The 24,634-nt window shown below is 66.2% G+C and carries 20 protein-coding genes and 1 pseudogene; 12 read left to right on the forward strand and 9 right to left on the reverse strand.

Annotated elements, in window-relative coordinates:
• The first annotated feature begins 215 nt into the window (after nt 1–215).
• Together CFB41_RS39020 and pstS are read left to right on the forward strand one after the other, a co-directional pair.
• Entirely contained in the window at nt 216–431 is a 216-nt protein-coding gene (locus CFB41_RS39020) for a hypothetical protein (RefSeq protein ID WP_089444558.1), read from the forward strand.
• 429 nt (nt 432–860) lie between these two features.
• Nucleotides 861–1,868 carry a phosphate ABC transporter substrate-binding protein PstS gene (pstS, locus tag CFB41_RS32905; protein ID WP_089459482.1) on the forward strand — a complete coding sequence of 336 codons (1,008 nt, stop codon included), beginning with the start codon at nt 861–863 and terminating at the stop codon, nt 1,866–1,868.
• A gap of 595 nt (nt 1,869–2,463) precedes the next feature.
• Here the strand turns inward: pstS and CFB41_RS32910 are convergent.
• From CFB41_RS32910 to CFB41_RS32920, 3 genes are all read right to left on the reverse strand, one after another.
• Nucleotides 2,464–3,063 carry a DJ-1/PfpI family protein gene (locus CFB41_RS32910; RefSeq protein WP_089459483.1) on the reverse strand — a complete coding sequence of 200 codons (600 nt, stop codon included), beginning with the start codon at nt 3,061–3,063 and terminating at the stop codon, nt 2,464–2,466.
• 219 nt (nt 3,064–3,282) lie between these two features.
• Nucleotides 3,283–3,696: a hypothetical protein gene (locus CFB41_RS32915; protein WP_089459484.1), complete on the reverse strand. Its 414-nt coding sequence runs from the start codon at nt 3,694–3,696 to the stop codon at nt 3,283–3,285.
• Nucleotides 3,697–3,822: 126 nt separating this feature from the next.
• Entirely contained in the window at nt 3,823–4,206 is a 384-nt protein-coding gene (locus CFB41_RS32920; RefSeq protein WP_089459485.1) for an ATP-dependent protease, read from the reverse strand.
• Nucleotides 4,207–4,317: 111 nt separating this feature from the next.
• On the opposite strand from CFB41_RS32920, the gene CFB41_RS32925 reads away from it, so the two are divergent.
• Nucleotides 4,318–4,758 (forward strand): hypothetical protein, encoded by a 441-nt coding sequence (locus CFB41_RS32925; protein ID WP_256941336.1) that lies wholly within the window; start codon nt 4,318–4,320, stop codon nt 4,756–4,758.
• Between the two features lie 154 nt (nt 4,759–4,912).
• Here the strand turns inward: CFB41_RS32925 and CFB41_RS32930 are convergent, their stop codons facing one another.
• Nucleotides 4,913–6,358, reverse strand: a complete 1,446-nt coding sequence (locus CFB41_RS32930; RefSeq protein WP_179250266.1) for a DEAD/DEAH box helicase — start codon at nt 6,356–6,358, stop codon at nt 4,913–4,915.
• Nucleotides 6,359–6,738: 380 nt separating this feature from the next.
• On the opposite strand from CFB41_RS32930, the gene CFB41_RS32935 reads away from it, so the two are divergent.
• Complete coding sequence (locus CFB41_RS32935; protein ID WP_089459487.1) at nt 6,739–7,473, forward strand: ABC transporter substrate-binding protein; 735 nt, start codon at nt 6,739–6,741, stop codon at nt 7,471–7,473.
• A 227-nt stretch (nt 7,474–7,700) separates the two neighbouring features.
• Here the strand turns inward: CFB41_RS32935 and CFB41_RS32940 are convergent, their stop codons facing one another.
• Nucleotides 7,701–8,345, reverse strand: a complete 645-nt coding sequence (locus CFB41_RS32940) for a carbonic anhydrase (RefSeq protein ID WP_089429778.1) — start codon at nt 8,343–8,345, stop codon at nt 7,701–7,703.
• A 363-nt stretch (nt 8,346–8,708) separates the two neighbouring features.
• On the opposite strand from CFB41_RS32940, the gene CFB41_RS32945 reads away from it, so the two are divergent.
• Nucleotides 8,709–9,500 (forward strand): MHYT domain-containing protein, encoded by a 792-nt coding sequence (locus CFB41_RS32945; RefSeq protein WP_089444375.1) that lies wholly within the window; start codon nt 8,709–8,711, stop codon nt 9,498–9,500.
• A gap of 162 nt (nt 9,501–9,662) precedes the next feature.
• Here CFB41_RS32945 and CFB41_RS32950 read toward each other — a convergent pair whose 3' ends face one another.
• Nucleotides 9,663–10,592 (reverse strand): LysR family transcriptional regulator, encoded by a 930-nt coding sequence (locus CFB41_RS32950; RefSeq protein ID WP_089459488.1) that lies wholly within the window; start codon nt 10,590–10,592, stop codon nt 9,663–9,665.
• A 112-nt stretch (nt 10,593–10,704) separates the two neighbouring features.
• On the opposite strand from CFB41_RS32950, the gene CFB41_RS32955 reads away from it, so the two are divergent.
• The 5 genes and pseudogenes from CFB41_RS32955 to CFB41_RS32975 all read left to right on the forward strand — a co-directional run bounded on the left by CFB41_RS32955 (nt 10,705) and on the right by CFB41_RS32975 (nt 15,122).
• The gene (locus CFB41_RS32955) at nt 10,705–11,877 is read left to right on the forward strand and encodes an acyl-CoA dehydrogenase family protein (RefSeq protein ID WP_089459745.1); all 1,173 of its coding nucleotides are present in this window, start codon (nt 10,705–10,707) and stop codon (nt 11,875–11,877) included.
• A gap of 45 nt (nt 11,878–11,922) precedes the next feature.
• Nucleotides 11,923–12,123: pseudogene (locus CFB41_RS32960) on the forward strand (FAD-binding protein); the annotation flags it as partial.
• Between the two features lie 76 nt (nt 12,124–12,199).
• Complete coding sequence (locus CFB41_RS32965; protein WP_089459489.1) at nt 12,200–13,057, forward strand: MaoC family dehydratase N-terminal domain-containing protein; 858 nt, start codon at nt 12,200–12,202, stop codon at nt 13,055–13,057.
• A gap of 10 nt (nt 13,058–13,067) precedes the next feature.
• Nucleotides 13,068–14,267: a CaiB/BaiF CoA-transferase family protein gene (locus tag CFB41_RS32970; protein WP_089459490.1), complete on the forward strand. Its 1,200-nt coding sequence runs from the start codon at nt 13,068–13,070 to the stop codon at nt 14,265–14,267.
• Nucleotides 14,268–14,270: 3 nt separating this feature from the next.
• Complete coding sequence (locus CFB41_RS32975; protein WP_089459491.1) at nt 14,271–15,122, forward strand: CoA ester lyase; 852 nt, start codon at nt 14,271–14,273, stop codon at nt 15,120–15,122.
• 50 nt (nt 15,123–15,172) lie between these two features.
• Here the strand turns inward: CFB41_RS32975 and CFB41_RS32980 are convergent, their stop codons facing one another.
• The 3 genes from CFB41_RS32980 to uvrA all read right to left on the reverse strand — a co-directional run bounded on the left by CFB41_RS32980 (nt 15,173) and on the right by uvrA (nt 22,031).
• On the reverse strand, nt 15,173–15,400 hold the full coding sequence (locus CFB41_RS32980; RefSeq protein ID WP_373558637.1) for a hypothetical protein: 228 nt from the start codon (nt 15,398–15,400) through the stop codon (nt 15,173–15,175).
• 151 nt (nt 15,401–15,551) lie between these two features.
• A complete protein-coding gene (locus CFB41_RS32985; protein ID WP_089444382.1) occupies nt 15,552–15,839 on the reverse strand; it encodes a DUF1330 domain-containing protein in 288 nt (95 codons plus the stop codon).
• A 297-nt stretch (nt 15,840–16,136) separates the two neighbouring features.
• The gene (uvrA, locus tag CFB41_RS32990) at nt 16,137–22,031 is read right to left on the reverse strand and encodes an excinuclease ABC subunit UvrA (protein WP_089459492.1); all 5,895 of its coding nucleotides are present in this window, start codon (nt 22,029–22,031) and stop codon (nt 16,137–16,139) included.
• Nucleotides 22,032–22,396: 365 nt separating this feature from the next.
• Between uvrA and CFB41_RS33000 the strand changes: the two genes are divergently transcribed.
• The gene (locus CFB41_RS33000; protein ID WP_179250298.1) at nt 22,397–23,374 is read left to right on the forward strand and encodes a chromate resistance protein ChrB domain-containing protein; all 978 of its coding nucleotides are present in this window, start codon (nt 22,397–22,399) and stop codon (nt 23,372–23,374) included.
• A complete protein-coding gene (locus CFB41_RS33005) occupies nt 23,371–24,549 on the forward strand; it encodes a chromate transporter (RefSeq protein ID WP_089459494.1) in 1,179 nt (392 codons plus the stop codon). Before CFB41_RS33000 ends, CFB41_RS33005 begins: the two co-directional genes overlap by 4 nt.
• Nucleotides 24,550–24,634 lie beyond the last annotated feature (85 nt).

The raw sequence follows: 24,634 nt of genomic DNA on the forward strand, positions 1-24,634 counted from the left end.
GAACTGCGATCCATGAAGCCTCCGGAAAATCCCAATCGTCACATCAATATGCCAGCCATCGCCGACGTTGCATATTTGTATTTCAAAATTGTGGCGTTTCACACATGGGCATTTTCGTAAAACTCGAATATTGCGCCGCAGCAAAAGTGCTCGTAGACTGGGTTCGCGCGTCCGATGTAGTTGCCCGCAGTCGTCCCATGACGGGAGAGCACGCGATGACGACTTCTTCACCAGCATTGAACCCAGCACCCCCTGCGCTCCACGTGTTCCAGCAAGATGGCGGCTGGCACTGGGGCATCACGGTTCCTCGCTCCGCGGGATCCGGCTTCAAACTGATCGCATTCAGTACCGACATCTTTTCCACTGAAGACACCGCACAACGCGATGGCGATCGGGCGTTGGCCTCCATCGTCGCCCGTGACGTGCATTGAATCCGGCGGATCGGGCCATTGCGCCTTCCTTGAATTTTCACAGCCAACTGCAATACTCCTATCACTCTTCGTTGCGGGACCATTTACCGCGCACGATGACGGACTTCGCCCTTCGTCTGACCTACCCGATCGTCGGTGACGATCCAGCCCAGCCGGTCGCTGCCTGCGGCCCCGGTTGCGGTGCGTTGCAATCAAGCTCCCGGCGAACGTCATACGAAAAAAATCGGCACGCAGGCTGCTGCACTCATGCAATGGCGCGACGCGCCCGAAAGCAATCGCGAGACGTTCATTGCCGCGGTCAATCGACAGGCGTTACCGAAAGGCGACCGACAGCCCCGACCTGACCCGTCAGACTTCTCAACCGAGGCCTGCTTGCGGGCCGGCATGCCGATAGCAGACAGGAGACGTTACGTGAACATCCGGATCTTGATGCCCTGCACCCTGGTGCTTGTTGCCCTCCATGCTCACGCGGCAGATATCACCGGCGCAGGCAGCACGTTTGCAGCACCGATCTACGCAAAGTGGGCAGACGCGTACAAGAAGGCGGGCGGCGGCAAGGTCAACTATCAAGGCATCGGCTCGTCGGGCGGCCTGAAGCAAATCAACGCGAAGACGGTCGACTTTGCCGGTTCGGACGCTCCGCTGAAGGACGACGAGCTCGCGAAGGCCGGCCTGTTCCAGTTCCCCACGGTGGTCGGCGGCGTGGTGCCGGTCGTCAACGTGCCGGGCGTGAAGGCCGGCGAACTGACGCTGTCGGGGCCGGTGCTCGGCGACATCTACCTCGGCAAGATCAAGAAGTGGAACGACCCGGCGATCGCCGCGCTGAACCCGAAGGTCAAGCTGCCGGACACGGACATCGCCGTGGTTCGCCGCGCTGACGGCTCAGGCACGAGCTTCATCTGGACGAACTACCTGTCGAAGGTCAACGGCGAATGGAAGTCGAAGGTCGGCGAAGGCACGACGGTCAACTGGCCGACGGGCACGGGCGGCAAAGGCAACGACGGCGTCGCAGCGTTCGTGCAGCGCCTGCCGGGCGCGGTCGGCTACGTCGAATGGGCGTATGCGAAGAAGAACAACATGGTCTACACCGCGCTGAAGAACTCGACGGGCACGGTGGTCGAGCCGAAGACGGAAACGTTCAAGGCCGCTGCTGCAGGCGCGAACTGGTCGAAGTCGTTCTATCAGATCCTGACGGACGAGCCGGGCAAGGACGCGTGGCCGGTCGTCGGCGCGACGTTCGTGCTGCTGCATGCAACGCAAGAGAAACCGGCACAAGGTGCGGAAACGCTGAAGTTCTTCGACTGGGCATTCCACAACGGCAACCAGGCCGCCACGGAGTTGGACTACATCTCGCTTCCCGAATCGGTGGTGTCCGAAATCCGCACGCAATGGAAAGCGAAAATCAAGGATGCGTCCGGTAAGCCGATTTCAAACTGAGGAGTCCGGATGAGATGCGCAATCGCCCGCATTCGCGCCACGGAGAAGGAGAGCGTTCCTTCGATGCCGCACCAGAATATCCGTCACGACCGACAATCGACGCACACCACGATGGCGGATTTGCTTGAATTGAACACCGGACGGACGCACTGCCGATCACGTTGCAATCAGCGGACGATTTGAGCCATGCGCGAAGAAGCGCTTCACCGATCCAACGCGTTCCTGAAAGGCTGACCTCCATGCCTTGCGAAGCCTGCACGACCATGCACGCGACTTCCGATCCCGTCGCCCATCGCGGACTGGTGGAATTGCACAAGCCAACGAAATTGCGGCCGCTAGGTCGGCCTGCAATCGTCGTACGACAATATCGCTGCCGTCTTTGTCATACGAACTGGCTGGTGGAGTCCGATCCGTTGCAAGCCGGCGTCACTGAATGGCTCTGCCTGAACGGGTCAGCGAACATTCTCGCGCCCTCTTCCACCCCGCAGCCGAACGACGTGGCAGCCGGGCACCTGGGTGAAGCCGCTGTCGGGAACCCGACGTTGCCGCTGAACCCGGCTCACTGCGATGGAGGCAGCGCCATTTTTTTTGCGCGCTACGGCAGGTAAGGCGTGATGTTCGTCAACGCGCGAGCAACGTATTCCTCCTTCTCCCCCACCGGCGCCACGTAGTGCAGTGCGCTCCGTGCGGCTTCCTCGCCCTCCAGGCGCGCAATGATCCACGCGGCCAGATACTGCGAAGCAAAGCAGCCACCTGCCGTTGCGACATTACCTTGTGCGAAGAATGGCTGATTGAGGACTTCGACGCCCGCCTCGACGACCCACGGCTTGGTCGTGAGGTCCGTGCATGCCGGGATGTTGTCGAGGAGGCCGAGTTTTGCCAGCACCAGCGTGCCCGAACATTGGGCGCCAATCAGTTGCCGGGTCGGATCGAGATTCAGTTGCTCCATCAACGTCGCGTCGTTGACGACCTCCCGGGTTTGAATACCGCTCCCGACGATGACGGCATCCGCCGCGCGTGCGTCCGCCAACGTCGACTGCGCCTGCACGGTCACACCGTTCATCGATGTGACGAAATGCTCCGGGCATGACAGCGTCACCCGCCAGTCGGGCTTCTTGATTCGATTGAGTACGCCCAGCGCGATGAGGGAATCGAGTTCGTTGAAGCCCTGGAAGGTCAGAATCGCGATGTGCATGGGGTGCCCTGGCTGAGGTCTGTCGATGCATATTGCCAGATCGGCGCGATGGACGGATTCACGTTGGCGAAAACCGACGGTTGCTGTTTCGGCCACGGGGGGTCTGGTCGGCTGGTGCACGTCGCGCTCGCCCATCAGCGCGGCTTTCCGGGCCGGTAGTTCATGAAGCGTAGCCTCACCGGGGAATCGCTTTCCGTTTGGCCCGGTGGGTTCGGAAAGTCAGCGGACGGGCTGTCCGACAATCCGAGCCCACACCGCCCGAACGCGTCGCGCGCGGTCTTCGAAGAGATATGACGCCGCAAGCGTCAAGACACCTGAAATTGCACCCGTCACGATGTGCTCGACATAGGGGATGCGGTAGTGACTCGTGTGCGAGTAGGCGTCGCCCAACGCGGTCAGGACGCCAACGATCAGCGCATTGCCGTATCGATGCGCATAGAGTTTTGCCACAGGCGTGAACGTCAGAAGGACAGCCAGGAGCCCGGTCAGCAGACCCGTATGAAATGCGATAGTCCAGTGGGCGAGGCTCATGATATTTCCCCAGCTCCCCGGCATGCACGTCATGCACGCACTGGTCGGCTGCCAGAAACGCTGGACAAACAGTCTGACGCGGTGATTCCACTCGGTTGACATGATGCATTCCCATCCATGCCGTCGCCACGGCCGGAGCCGTCATACGTATCGTTGAAACGGTCTCGCGATCGACCTGACGCCAGCCCCGCACGCAGCGCGACCTGCGACCCCGATGGCAAACAACGATCAGAGATCCCCGCGCACCTCACCGGTTCCCAGCGCGCTCCGCTGCCGGTTGACTTCCGCCCAAAGCTCGTCGCTGTCGTCGTTGCGCAGCACGACCATCCAGTCCAGTTGCTCGTCGGTCACGCCGAAGTATTCGAGGATTTCCTGTCGAGCCGCGTCGATGAACTGCGCGTATTCCGGGGTTGCCTGCGCCCGCGCGTGCAACGCGTCGTATTCGGCATCGTCCGCGCCGCCGCCGTGCTCGTCGATATAGCGCGAGATCCACTGGTCCCGTTCGTGGTCGTAGTCCGCTTCGGCGCGCATCGCCTGCGAAGCCGTGTAGAAATCCAATTGGGCAAACGCGGCGATCGCCGCCGTTGTCGCCTCGTCGAATGGTGTCGTCATTTCATCTCTCAAGTCAGTCATTGCACATCATCGCACGGGCCGCACCCGGGCAGGCCCCTCGAATCCGGACCGCGCGCACATGCCATAATTCGCCCGTTCCCGAGCTACCCGATGCATCGTGTCATACGCGAAATGATTTTGATCAGATCACTTGCCGCCTGTCTGTTGATGGCCGGATGTCTTGCTGCAGCGCACGCCGAGACGTATCCACCCGAAGTATCGAGAAACATCGACAAGCTTCAGTCCCAATGTGCCCGCAAGTCCAACGATCCCAAGGCGCCAGCCTGCATCGAATACAAGGCCACGTTGGCCCGCACCATTCCCTCTGCCGTCCAGGCATTGATGCGTCAGGAAGAAGTCGCCAATGACCAATGCCGGAACGGCCCGGCACCGAAGTTGTTGCCTGACGGGCAATATGCGCCGGGAAGCGCCTGCGCACAACGCGAACGACTGATGAAGACCCTTCACCAGCACAACTGGTGCTGGGGTCATACGGACATGGATAGCTACCTTCCGGGTTGGGTGATCTGTCATCCCGGTGAATGGCAGTAAAGCCGATCCCATAGCGGGACAGAATTCCGCAAGGCTGCGGCGGCGGATTGCAGGTTCCAGCCTTCGCCAGCGGTGCTCGCACCCGCTGTTGCCGCAACACGCAGTCGAACGGTTTTCCCGGCCATCCGTCCCGTCTCTCGATCTGCCTTTGCAATCAGGACGGACGTTTCCCGCGGGCACCAGCGGGTTTGCCAGCCGGCTTGCGCGCGCCCGCGGCCGGCTTGCCGGCAGATTTGCCACGCGGCTTCTGCACGCTGAACGGGCTGCCGATGGTGTAGTCCGGTCCGTTACCGGCCGGCTTCGCGTGCGGCGCCGCAGCCTTGCGCTTGTTCTCGCCACCTTGCGGACGCGGCTTCTTACCCGACACCGGCATGGCCGCCGACGCAGCGTGCGGCACTTTCGGCTTCTTGGGCTTTTTGGGTTTCTTGATGATCTCGCCCGTCGCGCTGGTTTCCGGCACGCGGTGTTCGGCCTCGAAACCCGGTTCTTCTTCACGGCGCAGCGTTTGCTTGATCAGCGCTTCGATCGCGGCCAGTTGCGGCGCCTCATCCGCACACACAAGGGACACCGCCACGCCACTGGCGCCCGCGCGGCCGGTACGGCCGATGCGGTGCACGTAGTCTTGCGCCACGATCGGCAGATCCACGTTGATCACCAGCGGCAGGTCGTCGATATCCAGCCCGCGCGCCGCCACGTCGGTGGCCACCAGCATCTGGACTTCGCCCGTCTTGAAGCGCTCCAGCGCACGCAGGCGCGCCGGTTGCGGCTTGTCGCCGTGAATGGTGTCGACCGCATAGCCCGCTTCGTCCAGCATCGCCGCCAGGTAATCCACGCCGTTGCGCGTCTTGACGAACACCAGCGCATGCTCCCACTTGTTCTCGGCCACGAGGTGCATGAAAAGATCGGGCTTGTTCCGCTTGTCCACCGTCACCACCCACTGCTTGATCTTGCTGGCCGTGGCATTGGGCGGACTGACGCTGATGTGGACCGGACTGCGCAGAATCGTCGCCGCCATCGCGCGGATATCGTCGGTAAACGTGGCCGAGAACAGCAGCGTCTGACGCTGCGCGGGCAGCGCGGCAAAGACGGCGTTGAGTTCGCGCGCAAAACCGAGATCCAGCATGCGGTCGGCTTCGTCCAGCACCAGCGTCTGCACCTGATCGAACTGCACCGCGTTCTGGCGATTGAGGTCCAGCAAACGGCCCGGCGTGGCCACGAGCACGTCCACGCCCTTGCGCAACTTCATCATCTGCGGATTGATGCTCACGCCGCCGTAAGCGGCCAGAAACCGCAAATCGAGGCCCTTGCCGTACGCGATGAAGCTTTGCAGCACCTGTTCAGCCAGTTCACGCGTGGGCACCAGCACCAGCACACGTGCGCGGTTGCTGGACACCGCCGGGCCGTGTTGCACCAGCCGCTGCAGCAGCGGCAGCGCAAACCCGGCCGTCTTGCCCGTGCCGGTCTGGGCGCCCGCCATCACGTCCTTGCCACCGAGCACGGCAGGAATCGCCTTGGCCTGCACCGGCGTCGGGGCCTGGTAATTGAGGTCCTGCAGGTTACGCAGCAAGGGATCGATCAGGCCGAGCGAGGCAAAAGACATGGACGTATTCCGGACTAAAACCGCAATTCTAGCGGTTGCCGGGCGAATCAAGGCCCACTGCGCCCGGCGGGACGGCGTCGACGGGGAACGACGCCACAGCCAGCCGACAGCCGCCGCTGGCACGAAGCAAGCAAGTCGCCCCCCTCTTCCCGCTTCAAATCGCCTCTCGCGGCCACGCAATTCCATTGCCCGTCCATCGCTGTCGGGGCCGCACGATGACGGGAACGCACCGGTCTCGCGGCTCCAGATGGGCGCCGAAGGCACGCTTGCGCCGCCCGACGCCGCTCGATGACGAAAGCCAGGTGATAAGCTCGATGCCGACGCGCGGTTGCGCATCGCCGCGCGCCACACCCTGCCCCTACGACCGTCACGAGCCTCCCATGCCCCTCGCCCCGTCCGTCCTCTCCGCGTTCACGCCGACCGGCAAGCTGCGCGCGTCGATCAACCTCGGCAACCCGATCCTCGCGAACCGCGACCCGGCGACGGGCGAACCGTTCGGCGTGTCGATCGACCTCGCGCGCGCGTTCGCCGAGCGCCTGTCGGCCGAGCTGGAACTGGTCGTGTTCGACACTGCCGGCAAATCGGTGCAGGCGCTGACCGACGAGCGCGCCGACTTCGGCTTCTTCGCGGTCGATCCGCTGCGCGGCGCAACGGTCGCGTTCACGGCGCCGTATGTGCTGATCGAAGGGTTCTATCTGGTGCGGGACACGTCGCCGATCCGTACGAACGCGGACGTCGACCAGCCGGACAACCGCGTGACCGTCGGCAAGGGCAGCGCCTACGACCTGTTCCTCACGCGCGAACTGAAGGCCGCGCAGATCGTGCGTGCGCCAACGTCGCAAGCCGTCGTGCAGACCTTCGTCGAACAACAACTGGAAGTGGCCGCAGGCGTGAAGCAGCAGCTCGAGGCCGACGCCGCTAAAACGCCCGGCCTGCGCCTGCTCGACGAGCGGTTCATGGTGATCCGGCAGGCCATGGGTGTGCCGAAGAGCCGCGGCGAAGCGGCCGCGGCGGCATTGAATGCGTTCGTCGAGGAAATGAAGGCGTCGGGCTTCGTCGCGGATTCGCTGCGGCGGCATGGCATCTCGGGCGCATCCGTCGCGCCGCAAGCGTGACGGCACGGGGCGTCACGCAGCGATCTACAACTGCGATCGCCCCGCTTTGCGGCCGCCGGACTTCGCGCGGCCGCGTCGGGTGCAGGACGCCGTGATCGAGACGAAGTCGCCGGGCATGGGTGGAACCGACCTTCGCGACTGCCGATACAGATCGGACCGCTGATCGGCGCTTTCGATTGTCCGACTCGGCCGGGTGGATACGACCGGCCGGAACGAAGCGCCGGCGCTCAGTACGACTTGACCGCCACCGTGGCCGGCGACTCGCTCAACGGGACGAAGCGGCGCGTGGTGCCGTCGAGTGCGTCGATGCGCCCCATCTCGATGTCGTAGACCCAACCGTGCAGATTCATGCGTCCTTGCTCGAGCGCGAGCGCAACCGACGGATGCGTGCGCAGGTTGGCGAGCTGCGCGATCACGTTCTCGCGCACCAGACCGTCGAGCTTGTCCCGCGGGGAGTCGAACTGATGCGCGGCATTGATGGCTTTCGCGGCATCGGAATGGCGCAACCAGTTCGCGACAGCCGGCATATGGTCGAGACACGTACACCGTGAGATCGCGCCCATCGCGCCGCAATCCGAGTGCCCGCAAATGACGATGTCCCGCACGCCGAGCACGGCGACCGCATACTCGACGGTCGCCGACACGCCGCCCGGTTCCGGTCCGTACGACGGGACGATGTTGCCGGCGTTGCGAATCACGAACAGCTCGCCGGGCTCGCGCTGCGTCAGCAGCTCGGGCACCACGCGGCTGTCCGAGCACGTCACGAACAGCGCCTTGGGATTTTGGGCGGTGGCGAGCTGCTTGAACAGCTCGACACGTTGCGGATAGACCTCGCGCTGAAAGCGCAGGAAGCCGTCGATGATGTCGCGCACGGGACTCTCCTGTTACGAATTCACGGCGGGCGGGCAACGAAATCGTACGCTGCCGTCCGCCAAGGCGGCCGACATTATCGCAGATCGGCGACGTCGTGATGAGGCCGGCGCGGACGGCGGCCAGCCGGACTACCTCCGCGCGCCCCATGCGCGCACGGCGCATTCGATCCGGTCCGCCCGGGACCGAAAAACCGGCACGATCCCGGGATGTCCGTCGCACCGACGCCCCCCCTGAGTCGGCAGCGGCGCCCTTGATTCGATGCCGGGTTTCGGTATATTTGCGGGACACACGAGGGGATGGCGCACTCGCAAAAACAGGGCGCCCTCAAACGACCAAAAAGCCTATAACCGAGAATAACGATCATGTCCGGCACCTACGACCCGACGCTCGTCGTCCTTTCCTGCCTGCTTTCGATCCTCGCATCGTTCACGGCACTCAATATCTCCGACCGCCTGAATCTCATCGGGAATCGTTCGATCTGGCCCTGGATCGCGTTCGGCGGGTGCATCATGGGGCTCGGCATCTGGTCGATGCATTTCGTCGCCATGCTGGCATTTCACCTGCCGGTGGCCGTCGGATACGATATTCCCACCACCGTCGCTTCCTTGCTGATCGCGATTGCGGCTTCGACGGTCGGCTTCGTCCCGCTCGCCCGCTTCGCCCTGCACTGGCCGCAACTCATCGTCAGCGCAATCGTCATGGGACTGGGCGTCGCCGGCATGCATTATCTCGGCATGCAGGCCATGAGCATCTGCGCCGGTATTCGATACCAGCCCTGGCTGGTCGTGCTGTCCGTCATCATCGCGATCCTGGCAAGCGGCGCCGCCTTGTTGCTAGCCTTCGACCTGCGCAGGCCGAGCACATTCGGCCGAACCCGCCAGATCGGTTCGGCCATCGTCATGGGCGTGGCCGTGTGCGGGATGCACTATTGCGGCATGGCAGCGGCCAGTTTCGAACGAGGCAGCGACGCGACGGCGACCCTCGCCAATCTCCCCGCCCCGTGGCTGGCCGGTATCGTCGTGACGGTCAGCCTGGTGATTTTCCTGGTCGCCGCCGTGATCATGCTGCTGGATGCCCGGATCAACACCCAGGCGCGAGAACGCGTTCAGGCAACGTTGAACACCCATCTCGATCGACGGAATCCGACTCGCTGACGGCGCACGCTCGACTGCATCCGGGCCCGTCAAACGGGCCTTTCCCCCGCTCTCCCGGCCCGGCACACCCGGTGCGCGGGTGGCCGGCCGCTTCGGCACGCCGGCCTGTCCCGCCGGGGTAAGACCGCATCCGAGGCGGCTCACCCCGACAACACGCTCGCCCTAGCCCAGCCAACGCGCATCGGGCCAGTCGCCCTGGTCGAACGTCGCCTTCACGCAATCGAGCAGCACACCGACCACGCAGCGCACCGGCGCCGTGGCCTGCCGGCTGCTGGGCGCCGCCAGCACGATCGTGCGCCGGACGCCCGGCGACGCGAGCGGCGCCGCGCTCAGGATGCCGCGCTCGACCTCCTGCGTCACGCCAACGGCCGGCAGGATCGTCCAGCCGTGGCCTTGCGCGACCAGTTCCTTCTGCACGCTCAGCGCATTGGTTTCGGCGAACACCTGCAACGTCACGCCCGCCTCGGCCGCCGCGTGCTCGATCGCCGCGCGCAGGCCCTGCGGCGCAGAAGGCAGGATGAACGGCTCGCGCGCGACCCGATCCAGCGACACCGGCCGCTTGTGCGACAGCTTCGCCGACGGCGCGGCGACGGCCCACAGACTCTCGTCGATCAACGCCTTCACGTGCAGCGCGGGCGTCTCCTTCTGCCCGTACAGCAGCGCCGCATCGACATCGCCCGCTTCGAGCCAGTCCTGCAGGTGGCCCGCGTAGCCGATCGTGAGCCGTAGCCGGATGTGCGGGTAGCGCCGCGCCACCTCGCCCGCCAGCCGCGTGGCCAGCAGGTCCGACGTGCTGGCCAGCAACCCGATGCTCACGATGCCCGCCACCGGCCCGTCGGTCGGCTGGATCTCGGCCTTGGCGTGCGCCACCTCGTTGAGGATGCGGCGCGCGTATTCGAGCATCGTCTTGCCCGACGGCGTGAGCTGCATCCCGTGGCGGCTGCGGTCGAACAGTTCCGTCCCCATGTCGTCCTCGAGCAGGCGCAGCTGGCGCGACACGGCCGGCTGCACGAGATTCAACAGGCTCGACGCCCGGGTGACGTTGCCCGTTTCGGCCACGGTGACGAACGCACGCAATTGCTTGAGATCCATCGCGGATACCTCGATACCAAAAACTGATTCGACGATCAGGAAATTCTATTGTTTAAGAAATCCATCAAAACTTATTATGGACTCGACCCATGCCAATGACGAGACACGATTCATGAGCGCCTCCGTTTTCTCCGCCCCCGACCAGTATCAGGCAATCCGCGACGCGGTACGCGGCCTGTGCAATCAGTTTCCGGCCGACTACCACCGCAAGATCGACGAGGCGCGCGGCTACCCCGAAGCGTTCGTCACGGCCCTCACGCAGGCCGGTTGGCTGGCCGCGCTGATTCCGCAGGAATACGGCGGCCCGGGGCTGTCGATGGCCGAGGCGTCGGTCATCATGGAAGAGATCAACCGCTCCGGCGGCAATTCGGGCGCGTGCCACGGCCAGATGTACGTGATGAACACCATCGTGTTCAGCGGCACCGACGCGCAGAAGCAGCGCTACCTGCCGCGCATCGCGGCGGGCGAACTGCGCGTGCAGTCGATGGGCGTGACCGAGCCCACCACCGGCAGCGACACCACCAAGCTCAAGACCACGGCGGTGAAGAAGGACGGCCGCTGGGTCATCAACGGGCAGAAGGTGTGGATCTCGCGGGTTCAGCACAGCGACTTGCTGATCCTGCTCGCGCGCACCACGCCGCTCGACCAGGTGCAGAAGAAGAGCGACGGGTTGTCGTGCTTCATCGTCGAGCTGGACAAGGCGATCGGCAACGGCCTCACGGTGCGCCCCATCCTCAACATGGTCAATCACGAGACCAACGAGCTGTTCTTCGACAACCTCGAGCTGCCGGAAGACGCGCTGCTCGGCACCGAAGGCAAAGGGTTGAAGGTGATCTTCGACGGCCTGAACGCCGAGCGCACGCTGATCGCGGCCGAGTGCATCGGCGACGGCTACTGGTTCCTCGAGAAAGCGCGCGACTACGCGGTCGAGCGCAAGGTGTTCGGCCGCCCGATCGGGCAGAACCAGGGCATCCAGTTTCCGCTCGCCGAATCGTTCATCGAGCTGGAGGCCGCGAACCTGATGCGCTGGCGCGCGTGCGAGAAGATCGACGCGCGCCAGAACGCCGGGGTCGAGGCCAACATGGCCAAGTACCTGGCGGCCAAGGCCAGCTGGGAAGCGGCCAATGCGTGCCTGCAGACGCACGGCGGCTTCGGCTTTGCGTGCGAATACGACGTGGAGCGCAAGTTCCGCGAAACGCGCCTTTACCAAGTTGCGCCGATTTCCACCAACATGATCCTCGGGCACGTAGCCGAGCATGTGCTGCAGCTGCCCCGCTCCTACTGATTCCGGAAGGATTCCTCTCCATGAAGATTCAGGTCCCCGATCTGCAAGAACGGCAAGATCGTCGCGCCGCAGCTGTACGTCGCGGTCGGTATCTCGGTGGCGATCCAGTATTTGGGCGGCATGAAGGATTCGGCGGCAATCGTCGCGATCAACAAGGATTCCGAATCACCTATCTTCATCGTGACCGACTACAGCCTCGAAGCCGATCTGTTCGCGGCCGTGCCAGAACGGGTCAACGCATGGTGACGGCCGGGGGAGCCGGCACCGGAAATACAGGCGCCGGCTGCCTGCCGGACACTTCCATCATCGAGCACGAAACACCATGAGTGTCGAGCCTTCCGAATCCTTCGACGCGTGGGTCGGCCGCAGTGAAGACAGCGCGGACCGGATTACCCAGGCACCCATCCGCCTGCTGCAGGCGACGCTGGACTACGCGAACCCATCCGAACTCCCCGCGACGCTACCGCCGCTGTGGCACTGGCTGTACTTCCTGCCGGGCGAGCGACAGTCGAACATCGGCGTCGACGGTCACCCGCGGCGCGGCGGCTTCCTGCCGCCCGTCACGCTGCCACGCCGCATGTGGGCCGGCGGACGGCTGCAGTTCCTGCGGCCGCTGGCCGTCGATGCGCCCGTGCAGCGCCGGTCGACGATCCTGAGCGTGCAGAGCAAGTCCGGCCGCAGCGGCCGGCTCGTGTTCGTGACTGTGTTGCATGAGATCGGCGACGCGCAAGGCATGGCGATCCGCGAGGAACAGGACATCGTGTATCGCGACGCGCCGCCCCCTGCCGGTGCCGGCGCACCGGCACCGCAGCCGGCACCCGCGCCGACCGACGAGCAGTATTCGCGCATCGTCACGCCCGATCCGGTGCTGCTGATGCGCTTTTCCGCGCTCACCTTCAACGGCCACCGGATTCACTACGACCGGCCTTACGCGATGCAGGAAGAAGGCTATCCGGGCCTCGTGGTGCACGGCCCGCTGATCGCGATGCTGCTGCTGGAGGAACTGCGCCGCACACACCCCGGCAAGACCGTCCGCACCTTTGACTTCAAGGCCGTCAGCCCGCTGTTCGACACCGCGCCGTTCACGTTGAACGGCAAGCTCGAAGGACCTGCCGCCCGCCTGTGGGCGTGCGGCCCGCAAGGGCAGCTGGCCATGCAGGCCAGCGCCGAACTGGAATAACGATCCGACCATGCAAGCTCGCAAAGCTCAACCCGGCCCGCTGAGCGGGATGACCGTCGTCACGCTCGAACACGCCATTGCCGCGCCGTTCTGCACGCGCCAGCTCGCCGACCTCGGCGCGCGCGTCATCAAGGTGGAGCGCCCCGGCGTGGGCGATTTCGCGCGGGCGTACGATCACCGCACCCGCGGTCTCGCGTCGCACTTCGTGTGGACCAACCGGTCGAAGGAAAGCCTCACGCTGGACCTGAAGCAACCGGCCGCACAGAAGGTGCTGGGCGAACTCGTGGCCCAGGCCGACGTGCTGGTGCAGAACCTCGCGCCCGGCGCGGCCGCGCGCATGGGCCTGTCGTTCGATGCGCTGCACGCGAAGCACCCGCGGCTGATCGTCTGCGACATCTCCGGCTATGGCGCCGACGGCCCCTACCGCGACAAGAAAGCCTACGACCTGCTGATCCAGAGCGAGGCGGCGTTCCTGTCGATCACCGGCACGGCCGACGAGCCCTGCAAAGCCGGCAATTCGATCGCCGACATCGCAGCGGGCATGTATGCGTACACGGGCATCCTCAGCGCGCTCCTGCAGCGCGGCGTCACGGGCATCGGCTCGCACGTGGAAATTTCGATGCTCGAGGCGCTGGCCGAGTGGATGGGCTTCCCGATGTACTACGCGTACGACGGCCAGCAGCAGCCGGGCCGCAACGGCGCCGCGCACGCGACCATCTATCCGTACGGCCCGTTCAAGGCCGGCGACGGCCGCGTCGTGATGCTCGGCCTGCAGAACGAGCGCGAATGGAAGGCTTTCTGCGATGTCGTGCTGCGCGACCCGGCGCTCGCGACCGATCCGCGCTTCGACGCCAACGTGCACCGCTCGGAACACCGTGCGGAACTGAAGGCCGTGATCGAACAGGCGTTTTCCACACTCACCGCGCAGGACGTGATCGCGCGGCTCGACGAAGCGCAGATCGCGAACGCCGCCGTGAACCAGATCGGCGATCTCTGGACGCATCCGCAACTGCACGCGCGCCAGCGCTTTCGCACGATCGACTCGCCGGCCGGCGAACTGCAGGCGCTGCTGCCGCCCGCCACGATCGACAGCTTCGACGTGCGCATGGACGCGGTGCCCGCGCTGGGCGAACACAGCTCGGCCATCCTGCACGAACTCGGGCGCACCGACGCCGATATCGAACAACTGCGCGCCGCCGGCGTGATCTGAGCCATGTCCAAGCCCCTCTCCCCCGCCCATCACGCGCGCAGTCTGCTGTTCGTGCCGGCCACCCGCCCCGAGCGCTTTGCGAAGGCGCTCGACTCGGGTGCCGACTGCATCATCGTCGACCTCGAGGATGCCGTCAGCCCCGACAGCAAGGACGACGCACGCGCGCAGCTTGCGCAGCACCTGCCGCTGCTGACGGCCAAGCAGCGTGCGCGCACCGTCGTGCGCGTGAACGCGGTCGGCACGCCGTGGCACGACGCGGACCTCGCGCTGCTGAGCGACTGGGTCGCGGAAGGCGTAGTCGTGATGCTGCCGAAGTCCGAGGATGCGGGCGCGCTGCGCACGGTGGCGGCGCAGCTCGGCGAGCACGCGCAACTCGTCGCGCTGATCGAATCGCTGGCCGGGCTCGATGCGGCCGATGCGCTGGCGCGCGCCCCACAGGTCGTGCGCGTCGCGTTCGGGCATCTGGATTTCCAGCTCGACCTCGGCATGCGCGCGACGCCCGACGAGCCGGAGCTGGCCTTTGCGCGCAATGCGATCGTGGCCGCGTCCCGTCGCGCGCAGTTGCCCGCGCCGATCGACGGCGTGACCACGCGCACCGACGATGCCGAGCGCCTGACGGCCGATGCGCGGCGTGCGCGCGCGTTCGGTTTCGGCGGCAAGCTGTGCATCCACCCGGCGCAGGTCGCCGGCGTGAACGATGCGATGGGCTATTCGGAAGACGAGCAGGCGTGGGCGCGCCGCGTGATCGATGCAGCCGCGAAACACGGCGGCGCCGCGTTCAGCCTGGACGGCCGGATGGTCGATCTCCCGGTGATCCGGGCGGCCGAGGCGATCATCGCCGGCGCGCGGAAATAATCGATCGCGACTACGCGGCGCGCTCCATCGGCCCGCATCCGCGCCGCCGCTCAGGCCGCAACCGGTTCGCGCCGATCGGCGGGCCGCCACCCGCGTGCCGGCGCGATATGCGTGATGACATCGTCGAGAATCTGCAGATAATTCTCGAACGGCAGGTTGTAGGGCAGTTCGACGCGCAACTCCCGCACCTGGCCGACCACCGGATCGGCCAGCAGCCGCTCCCGGATTTCGTCCGAGGTGCCGACGAGATCCGGCGCCGACGCCTCGCACTTCGACACCTTTGCGTGACAGCGCTGCCGGGAAGCCGCCGGGCGGGAGGCCCTCGCCCGTGAACAGCGACACGACGGTCCCGCCGAAGGCGGAGTCGCCGAAGGCGGAGTCGCCGAAGGCGGAGTCGCCGCGACGATCGACAAGCGGCTCGCCCCCCGGTCAGACGCCTTCGACCAGCACGGCCCGAAAGCGTGCGCCCTTGAAGCGATGCGGAACGATGGCCTGGTATGCCGGGCTGCCATACCACGCGTGCGCGGCGTCCCTGGACGGAAACTCGACGATCACCACCCCTTCCGGGCCTTCGCCCTCGAGCGTTTCCTGCGGGCCATACGCGGCCAGCACCTTCAACGGGTGGCCGGCGGTCGTCGCGCCGACCTTGTCCTGGTAGAGATCGAGTTCCTGCTGATCGTGCGTGCTTTCATGCGTGAAGACGATATAGGTCGCCAAGATTGCGCTCCTGATGCGTTCGAGAATGATGGGCCGATCCGGAGATCGTCCGCCGGACAACGGCACTCATCCTAACCATCGGGCGCGTTTTCTCTTAGCCCCCTGCTTCCAACTCTCTATTCGAGCCGGATTAACAATGGACGCACCCGGTCGGCCGGGCGCGTGTCGCGGCACCAAAAGAAAACACCCCTCGACGAGGGGTGCATGAGCCGGATCGCGGTGCGCCCCCGGCCGATGGCAAGTCAGCTGGGGGAAATCACCGCCCGCCGCCGGGGCCGTCGAGACGCAGCATCGTGCTCACCCTACCCGCGCTTCTCCTTCGCGCTCGGCTTCCCCTTCGTCCGACCTCGTTCGCGCCAGCACCGGCTTGAGCGCCTGCCCCGTGTGGCTTGCGCTCACCTGCGCGAGCGCTTCCGGCGGCGCCGCGGCGACGATCGTGCCGCCGCCCACGCCGCCCTCCGGCCCGAGATCGATGATCCAGTCGGCCTCGGCAATCACGTCGAGGTCATGCTCGATCACGACGACGCTGTGCCCCGCATCGACGAGCCGGTGCAGCACGCGAATCAGCTTCGCGACGTCGGCCATGTGCAGGCCGACCGTCGGTTCGTCGAGCACGTACAGCGTGTGCGGCGCCTTCTGCCCGCGCCGCGTGATGTCGTCGCGCACCTTCGTCAGCTCGGTGACGAGCTTGATGCGCTGCGCCTCGCCGCCCGACAGCGTCGGCGACGGCTGGCCGAGCGTCAGGTAGCCGAGCCCGACATCCTTCATCAGCTGCAGCGGATGCGCGATGTTCGAAATCGGCGCGAAGAATTCCACCGCCTCGTCGATCTCCATCGTCAGCACGTCGCCGATGTTCCGTCCGCGCCACGTGACGGCGAGCGTCTCCGGGTTGAAGCGCTGCCCGTGGCACACGTCGCACGGCACCTTCACGTCGGGCAGGAAGCTCATCCCGATCGTGCGCACGCCTTGCCCTTCGCATGCGGGGCAGCGCCCGTCGCCGGTATTGAACGAGAAGCGCGACGCCGTGTAGCCGCGCGCCCGCGCTTCCAGCGTATCGGCGAACAGCTTGCGGATCGTGTCCCACACGCCGATATAGGTGGCCGGGCACGAGCGCGGCGTCTTGCCGATCGGCGTCTGGTCGACTTCCAGCACGCGATCGATCTGCTCCCAGCCGCTCAACGACTCGCAGCCCTGCCACGCATGCGTGACGTTCAGCGACGGCCGCGGCGCGCTGCGCGCGAGCACGCTCGAACGACGGTTGGCGGCCGGTGCGTCGTGCTGCGCGGCCTTGCGCGCGCGGCGCGTGGCCGGCGACGACAGCACCGAGCGGCCCACCGCGTCGAGCAGGTTCGTCATCAGCACGTCGCGCGCGAGCGTCGACTTGCCCGAGCCGCTCACGCCCGTCACCGCGACGAGCCGCGCGAGCGGAATGCCGACCGTGACGTCACGCAGGTTGTGCAGCCGCGCGCCATGCACGGTCAGCCAGGCCTCCGGCACCGCGGCGCCGCCTTTCTTGCCCGGCAGGCTCACGCTGCGGCGCGGCTGCAGCGGGTGCGTCATCGGCTGCGCGAGCAGGCGCCCCGTGACCGAATCGGACTGCGCGGCCAGATCCGCGACCGCGCCCTGCGCGACCAGCGTGCCGCCGCGCTTGCCGGCGCCCGGGCCGACGTCGATGATGTGATCGGCGCGGCGGATCGTGTCCTCGTCATGCTCGACGACGACGAGCGTATTGCCCTTGTCGCCGAGCTTGCGCAGCGCGTCCAGCAGGATCTGGTTGTCGCGCGGATGCAGGCCGATCGTCGGTTCGTCGAGCACGTAGCAGACCCCCTGCAGGTTGCTGCCGAGCTGCGCGGCGAGCCGGATCCGCTGCGCTTCGCCGCCCGACAGGCTCGGCGCCGCGCGATCGAGGCTCAGGTAACCGAGCCCGACTTCCTCGAGAAACGCGAGGCGGCTGCCGATCTCGCTGACGATGTCGCGCGCGATCTGCGCGTCGCGCCCCGTCAGTTCCAGCCCGTCGATCCAGCGCCGCGTGTCGGACACCGTCCATTGCGCGACCTCGACGATCGGATGCGCGTCGAACGTGACCGCGCGCGCGGACGGGTTCAGCCGCGTGCCATGGCAATCCGGGCACGGTTCGTTGCCCACGCCTTCCGGTTCCTGCTCGTCGGACGGCAGCGTCTGCTCGCGGCCACGATCATCGCCGGCGAGCACCGTGTCGTCGTACGCGGCGCGCTGTTCGCGCGTGAGCGTGACGCCGGTGCCGACGCAGGTCGTGCACCAGCCATGCTTGCTGTTGTACGAGAACATCCGCGGGTCCAGCTCCGGGTAGCTCGTGCCGCACACCGGGCACGCGCGCTTGACCGACAGCACCTTGACCGTGCCGACGCGTGCGGTCGAATGCGCGTTCTGCATCGCAGCGTGCAGCCCGTCCAGCGGCGCGAGCAGATGCATCACGCCCTTGCCGAGCTCGAGCGTCTCGTCGAGCACGCGCCGCAGTTCGGCCTCGTTGTCCGGCGACACGACGATGTCGGCCACCGGCAGCTCGATCGTATGCTCGCGGAAGCGGTCGAGCTTCGGCCACGGATCGACCGGCACGAACTCGCCGTCGACGCGCAGATGGGTGCTGCCACGCGCCTTCGCCCACTTCGCGAGATCCGTATACACGCCCTTGCGGTTGACGACGAGCGGCGCGAGCAGCCCGACGTGCTCGCCGCGATGATCGCGCAGCAATTGCGCGGCGATCGATTCGACGGACTGCGACGTGACCGGCGTGCCGTCGTGGATGCAATGCTGCAGGCCAAGCTTCACATACAGCAGCCGCAGGAAGTGCCAGACCTCGGACGTGGTCGCGACCGTGCTCTTGCGCCCGCCGCGCGACAGCCGCTGCTCGATCGCGACGGTCGGCGGAATGCCGTACACCGCATCGACTTCGGGGCGGCCGGCCGGCTGCACGATCGAGCGTGCATACGCATTCAGCGATTCGAGGTAGCGGCGCTGCCCTTCATGGAACAGGATGTCGAACGCGAGCGTCGACTTGCCGGAACCCGATACGCCGGTGATCACGTTGAACTTGCCGTGCGGGATATCGACGTCGAGCGCCTTCAGGTTGTGTTCGCGCGCATTGACGATACGCACGACGTCTTCGCCTTCGATCGCACGCCGCTCGCGCGCCGCGTTCAGCACGGCCTGCAGCGGCTTGCCTTCGTCGGCGAGCGCGAGCTCGGCGTCCATTGCGCGGTCGTACTGCAGCAGCGCCACGCCGGTATGCGATTCGGCACAGGCCTTCACGTCGTCGGGCGTACCCGCGCACAGCACGAGGCCGCCGCCGTCGCCGCCCTCCGGGCCGAGATCGATCAGCCAGTCGGCCGCGCGGATCACGTCGAGGTTGTGCTCGATCACGATCAGCGAATGGCCGGCCGCGAGCAGCTTGCCGAACGCCTGCATCAGCTTCGCGATGTCGTCGAAGTGCAGCCCGGTGGTCGGCTCGTCGAACATGAACAGCTTCGCCCGCGCGATGCGCGCTTCTTCCGTGACGACCCGGCGCCCGTTGACGGCCGCCGCCGATTCGGCGAGGAACCCGGCCAGCTTCAGCCGCTGCGCTTCGCCGCCCGACAGCGTCGGCACCGGCTGGCCAAGCTTCACGTATTCGAGGCCGACGTCGACGATCGGCTGCAGCACGCGCAGCACCTCGGCGTCGGTCGCGAAGAACGCGGCCGCTTCGCTGACGGTGAGGTCGAGCACGTCGGCGATGCTCAGCGCGCGGCCGTTGCGCTCGATGCGCACTTCGAGAATCTCGGCGCGGTAGCGGCTGCCGTCGCAATCCGGGCAGCGCAGGTAGACGTCGCTCAGGAACTGCATCTCGATGTGCTCGAAGCCCGAGCCGCCGCAGGTCGGGCACCGGCCGTCGCCCGAGTTGAAGCTGAACGTGCCGGCGCCATAGCCGCGTTGCAGCGCGAGCGGCGCCTTCGCGAACAGCTTGCGGATCTCGTCGAACGCGCCGACGTAGCTCGCCGGGTTCGACCGCGTGGTCTTGCCGATCGGCGACTGGTCGACGAACACGACGTCGCCGACCTGGTCGGCACCCGTGAGGCTGCGGTACGCGCCCGGCGACTCGGTCGCCTTGCCGTGGTGCCGCGCCATCGCCGGATAGAGCACGTCCTGCAGCAGCGTGGACTTGCCGGATCCCGACACGCCCGTCACGCAGACGAGCCGCTGCAACGGGATCTCGACCGTCACGTCGCGCAGGTTGTGTTCGCTCGCGCCTTCGAGCACGATGCGCGGCGTGTTCGCGTCGACCACCCGGCGCGCCCAGTTCGACGCATGCGCGACATGCTTGCGGCCGCCGAGATACTCGCCCGTCAGCGTGTGCGCGGAGCGGATATCGCCCGGCGTGCCGTCATAGACGATCGTGCCGCCGCGCTCGCCCGGGCCGGGCCCCATGTCGATCAGCCGGTCGGCCGCGAGCATCACCGACGGATCGTGTTCGACGACGACCAGCGTGTTGCCCGCGTCGCGCAGCCGCTGCATCGCCTCGACGATCCGCGTGAGGTCGCGCGGATGCAGGCCGATACTCGGTTCGTCGAGCACGAACAGGGTTTTCGTGAGCGACGTGCCGAGCGCCGTCGTCAGGTTGATCCGCTGCACCTCGCCGCCCGACAGCGTGCGGCTCTGCCGGTCGAGCGTCAGGTAGCCGAGCCCCACGTCGCACAGGTATTTCAGGCGCGTGCGCACCTCGGCGAGCAGCAGCTTCAGCGCATCGTCGAGCAGCGCGCTCGGCAGCGTGATGTCGTCGAAGAAGCGGCGAATGCGCTCGATCGGCAGCAGCATCAGGTCGTGCACGGTCAGGCCCGGCAGCGCTTCGAGCTGCGCGCGGCTCCAGTCGACGCCGCGCGGCATGAAGCGGCCGGCCGGCGCGAGCACGCCGTCGGCGTTTTCCTTCGAGCCGAGCCGCCACTGCAGCGATTCGGTCTTCAGGCGCGCGCCGCCGCACACGTCGCACGGCGTGTAGCTGCGGTATTTCGACAGCAGCACGCGGATATGCATCTTGTACGCTTTCGACTCGAGATAGCCGAAGAAGCGCTTCACGCCGTACCACTGGCTCTGCCACTTGCCGTTCCAGTCCGGCGACCCGTTGACGACCCAGTCGCGCTCGGCGTCCGACAGCTCGGACCACGGCGTGTCGCGCGGGATGCCGGCTTTCGCCGCGTAGCGCATCAGGTCGTCCTGGCATTCCTTCCAGGCAGGGGTCTGCATCGGCTTGATCGCGCCGCCGCGCAGCGTCTTGCGCGCGTCGGGGATCACGAGGCCGAGATCGACGCCGATCACGCGGCCGAAGCCGCGGCAGGTTTCGCATGCGCCGTATGCCGAATTGAACGAGAACAGCGCCGCCTGCGGCTCCGCGTAGCGCAGGTCGCTGTCGGGATCGTGGAGCCCGGTGGAGAAGCGCCATACCTGCGGCTCGGCAACCGCATGCTCGGCGTCGGCCGGCAGCACATAGACGTTCACGCGCCCGCCGCCGCGCTTCAGCGACGCCTCGATCGCCTCGACCACGCGCACCTTGTCGGCACCCTGCACGCGGAAGCGGTCGGCCACCACGTCGAGCATCTTGCGCGGCCCGGTGGGCGACGCGACCTCGCGCTGCGCCTGCACGCGCGTATAGCCGCTCGCCGACAGCCACTGCGCGATTTCTTCATCGGACACCGCTTCCGGCAGCTCGACCGGGAACGTGACGACGACGCGCGGATCGTCCGCCTGCGTGCGCGCGACGAGCTCCGCGTAGATCGTCTCCGGCGTGTCGTGCCGCACCTGCCGCGCGGTCTTGCGGTCGAACAGCTCGGCCGCGCGCGCATACAGCAGCTTCAGGTGATCGTTCAGCTCGGTCATCGTGCCGACGGTCGAGCGCGAGCTGCGCACCGGGTTGGTCTGGTCGATCGCGATGGCCGGCGGTACGCCGTCGACACGTTCGACCTGCGGGCGATCCATCCGGTCGAGGAACTGCCGCGCGTACGCGCTGAACGTCTCGACGTAGCGCCGCTGGCCTTCCGCGTACAGCGTGTCGAACACGAGACTCGACTTGCCGGAGCCCGACGGGCCGGTGACGACCGTCATCTCGCCGGTGCGCAGGTCGAGATCGAGATTCTTGAGGTTGTGCTGACGTGCTCCGCGAATGCGGATCAGATTGCTGGATGACAATTTGCCTGCCCGTCTGAATGAGTTAGCCAGAGTGCTCGGTGCCGGAACGCTGCGGCGGATGCCCGCAGGCGCGGCGCACGGGGCCGCCACGGTGACACGTGTGCGGCTCGATTGCGACGGACACTATACTGTATATTCATACAGTTTTCCATGACGACCCTGGCGCCGTCATGGGCAGGCGGCTGCGAGACGCCTGACGAACAGGCGACCCGCTGCATGCCGGTTCGCAGCGGTCATGGGCGCGTCCCGCCAACCATTTCAATCCCCCGTCTCCGGCTGACTGATGACTGGTGCAGCCCTCCCCTGCGTGCAGCGCTCGAAAAGTTAACTTGTAGAAGTTGCGACGTATTAGTAGCATTTTCTACATGAACACTTTATCGATCTGGTCACTCCTCGTCCTGACCCTTCCGACAGAAAACGCGACGGCCCGCATGCGGTTCTGGCGTGCGCTGAAGGCGAAGGGGTGCGCGGTGCTGCGCGACGGCATCTATTTGCTGCCGTACACCGCAGAGCATGAGGCGACCCTGCGCGAGCTCGCGGACGCGATCGCCGACAGCGGCGGCACGGCCTACCTGCTGCGTGCGCCCAGTCTCGACACGTCACAGGAACAGGAATTCCGCGCGCTGTTCGACCGCGACGCCGACTACACGACCTTCACGCGAACCCTCATCGATGCGCGCAAGACCCTGGCCGGGCAGTCCCCCACGGAACTCACCCGCCTGCTGCGTCGCCTGCGCAAGGAGTTCGACGCCATCCGGGCGATCGACTATTTCCCGGGCGATTCGGCCACCCGCGCCGAAGTCGCGCTGCAGGATTTCGTCACGCGGGTCGACACCGTGCTGTCGCCGGGCGAGCCGCACGCCGCGGACCGCGCCATTCGTCCGCTGACGATTGGCGAGTACCAGGGTCGCACGTGGGCGACGCGGCAGCGGATGTGGGTCGATCGCGTCGCGAGCGCATGGTTGATCCAGCGATTCATCGACGCGCGCGCCCGCTTCATCTGGCTGCCGTCGCCGGCGGATTGCCCGGCCGATGCGCTCGGCTTCGATTTCGACGGTGCGACGTTCACGCACGTCGGCGAGCGCGTGACATTCGAGGTGCTACTCGCCAGTTTCGGGCTCGAAAACGACGCCGCGCTGATGCGGCTCGGCGAGATCGTGCATGCACTCGACGTAGGCGGCCCCGCCGCGCCTGAAGCGGTGGGCTTCGAGGCCGTGATGGCCGGCACGCGCCAGCGCACGGAGAACGACGATCAGTTGCTCGAGCAGATGGGCGCCGTGCTCGACGCCCTGTACGCGCACTTCACGACGAACGGCAAGAACCCAACCACGGCCAGATCATGACGACTACCATCGCCACCACCGAACCGACCTACTCGCTGGGCGAACTGGTCGCCTACATGCTGCGTCTCGGCACATTCGGTTTCGGCGGGCCGGTCGCGCTCGCGGGCTACATGCGTCGCGACCTGGTCGAGCGTCGCGGCTGGATCACGGAGGCCGACTACAAGGAAGGCCTCACGCTGGCCCAGCTCGCACCGGGGCCGATGGCGGCCCAGTTGGCGATCTATCTCGGCTTCGTCCACTACCGCCTCCTCGGCGCGACGCTCGTCGGTTTCGCGTTCGTGCTGCCGTCGTTCCTGATGGTGGTCGCGCTCGGGTTCGCGTATGCGCATTTCGGCGGGCTGTCGTGGATGCAGGCCGTCTTCTACGGCGTCGGCGCCGCGGTGGTCGGCATCATCGCGATGAGCGCGTACAAGCTCACGACCAAGACCGTCGGCAACGACAAGCTCCTTTGGGCGATCTTCCTGACCTTGGCTGCGGTGACCTTCATCACGGAATCGGAAATCGCGTGGCTGTTCGTCGCTGCCGGCCTGATCGGCTGGCTGTGGCGCGCTCCACCCAAGTGGCTGCACAAGGGTGGCCTGAATGCCGTTGCGGCTGCCAATCTTCCCGCGGCCAGCGGGATGCTGAGCGGCATCGATTTACCGCAGCTCGTTCAGATCGGCGCCTTCTTCATGAAGGCCGGTGCGTTCGTGTTCGGCTCCGGACTCGCGATCGTGCCGTTCCTCTATGGCGGCGTCGTCACCGAGCATCACTGGCTGAACGACAAGCAGTTCGTGGATGCCGTCGCGGTCGCGATGATCACGCCCGGCCCGGTCGTGATCACCGTCGGCTTCATCGGGTATCTGGTCGCGGGATTCCCGGGCGCACTCGTCGCTTCGCTCGGCACGTTCCTGCCTTGCTATCTGTTCACGGTCATCCCCGCGCCTTACGTGAAGAAGTACGGGCACCGGCCGGGCGTCAAGGCGTTCGTGAACGGCATCACGGCGGCGGCCGTCGGTGCGATCACGGGTTCGGTTCTCGTCATCGCGAAGCGATCGATCGTCGATATCCCGACCGCGCTGCTCGCCGTCGCAACCGTGTTGCTGCTGTGGCGGTTCAAGAAATTGCAGGAACCGGTGATCGTGACTGCAGCCGCCGTCATTGGACTCGTGGCGTTCCCGCTGCTACATCATTGACTCGAGTCGACGTGCGGCGGAGGTGACGTACCGGATGAAAGCGCGGGCAAGCGATCGCCTCAGATACAGCTTGATTTCGGCTGAC

Source organism: Burkholderia sp. AU33803, from assembly GCF_002223095.1.
Taxonomy (GTDB): domain Bacteria; phylum Pseudomonadota; class Gammaproteobacteria; order Burkholderiales; family Burkholderiaceae; genus Burkholderia.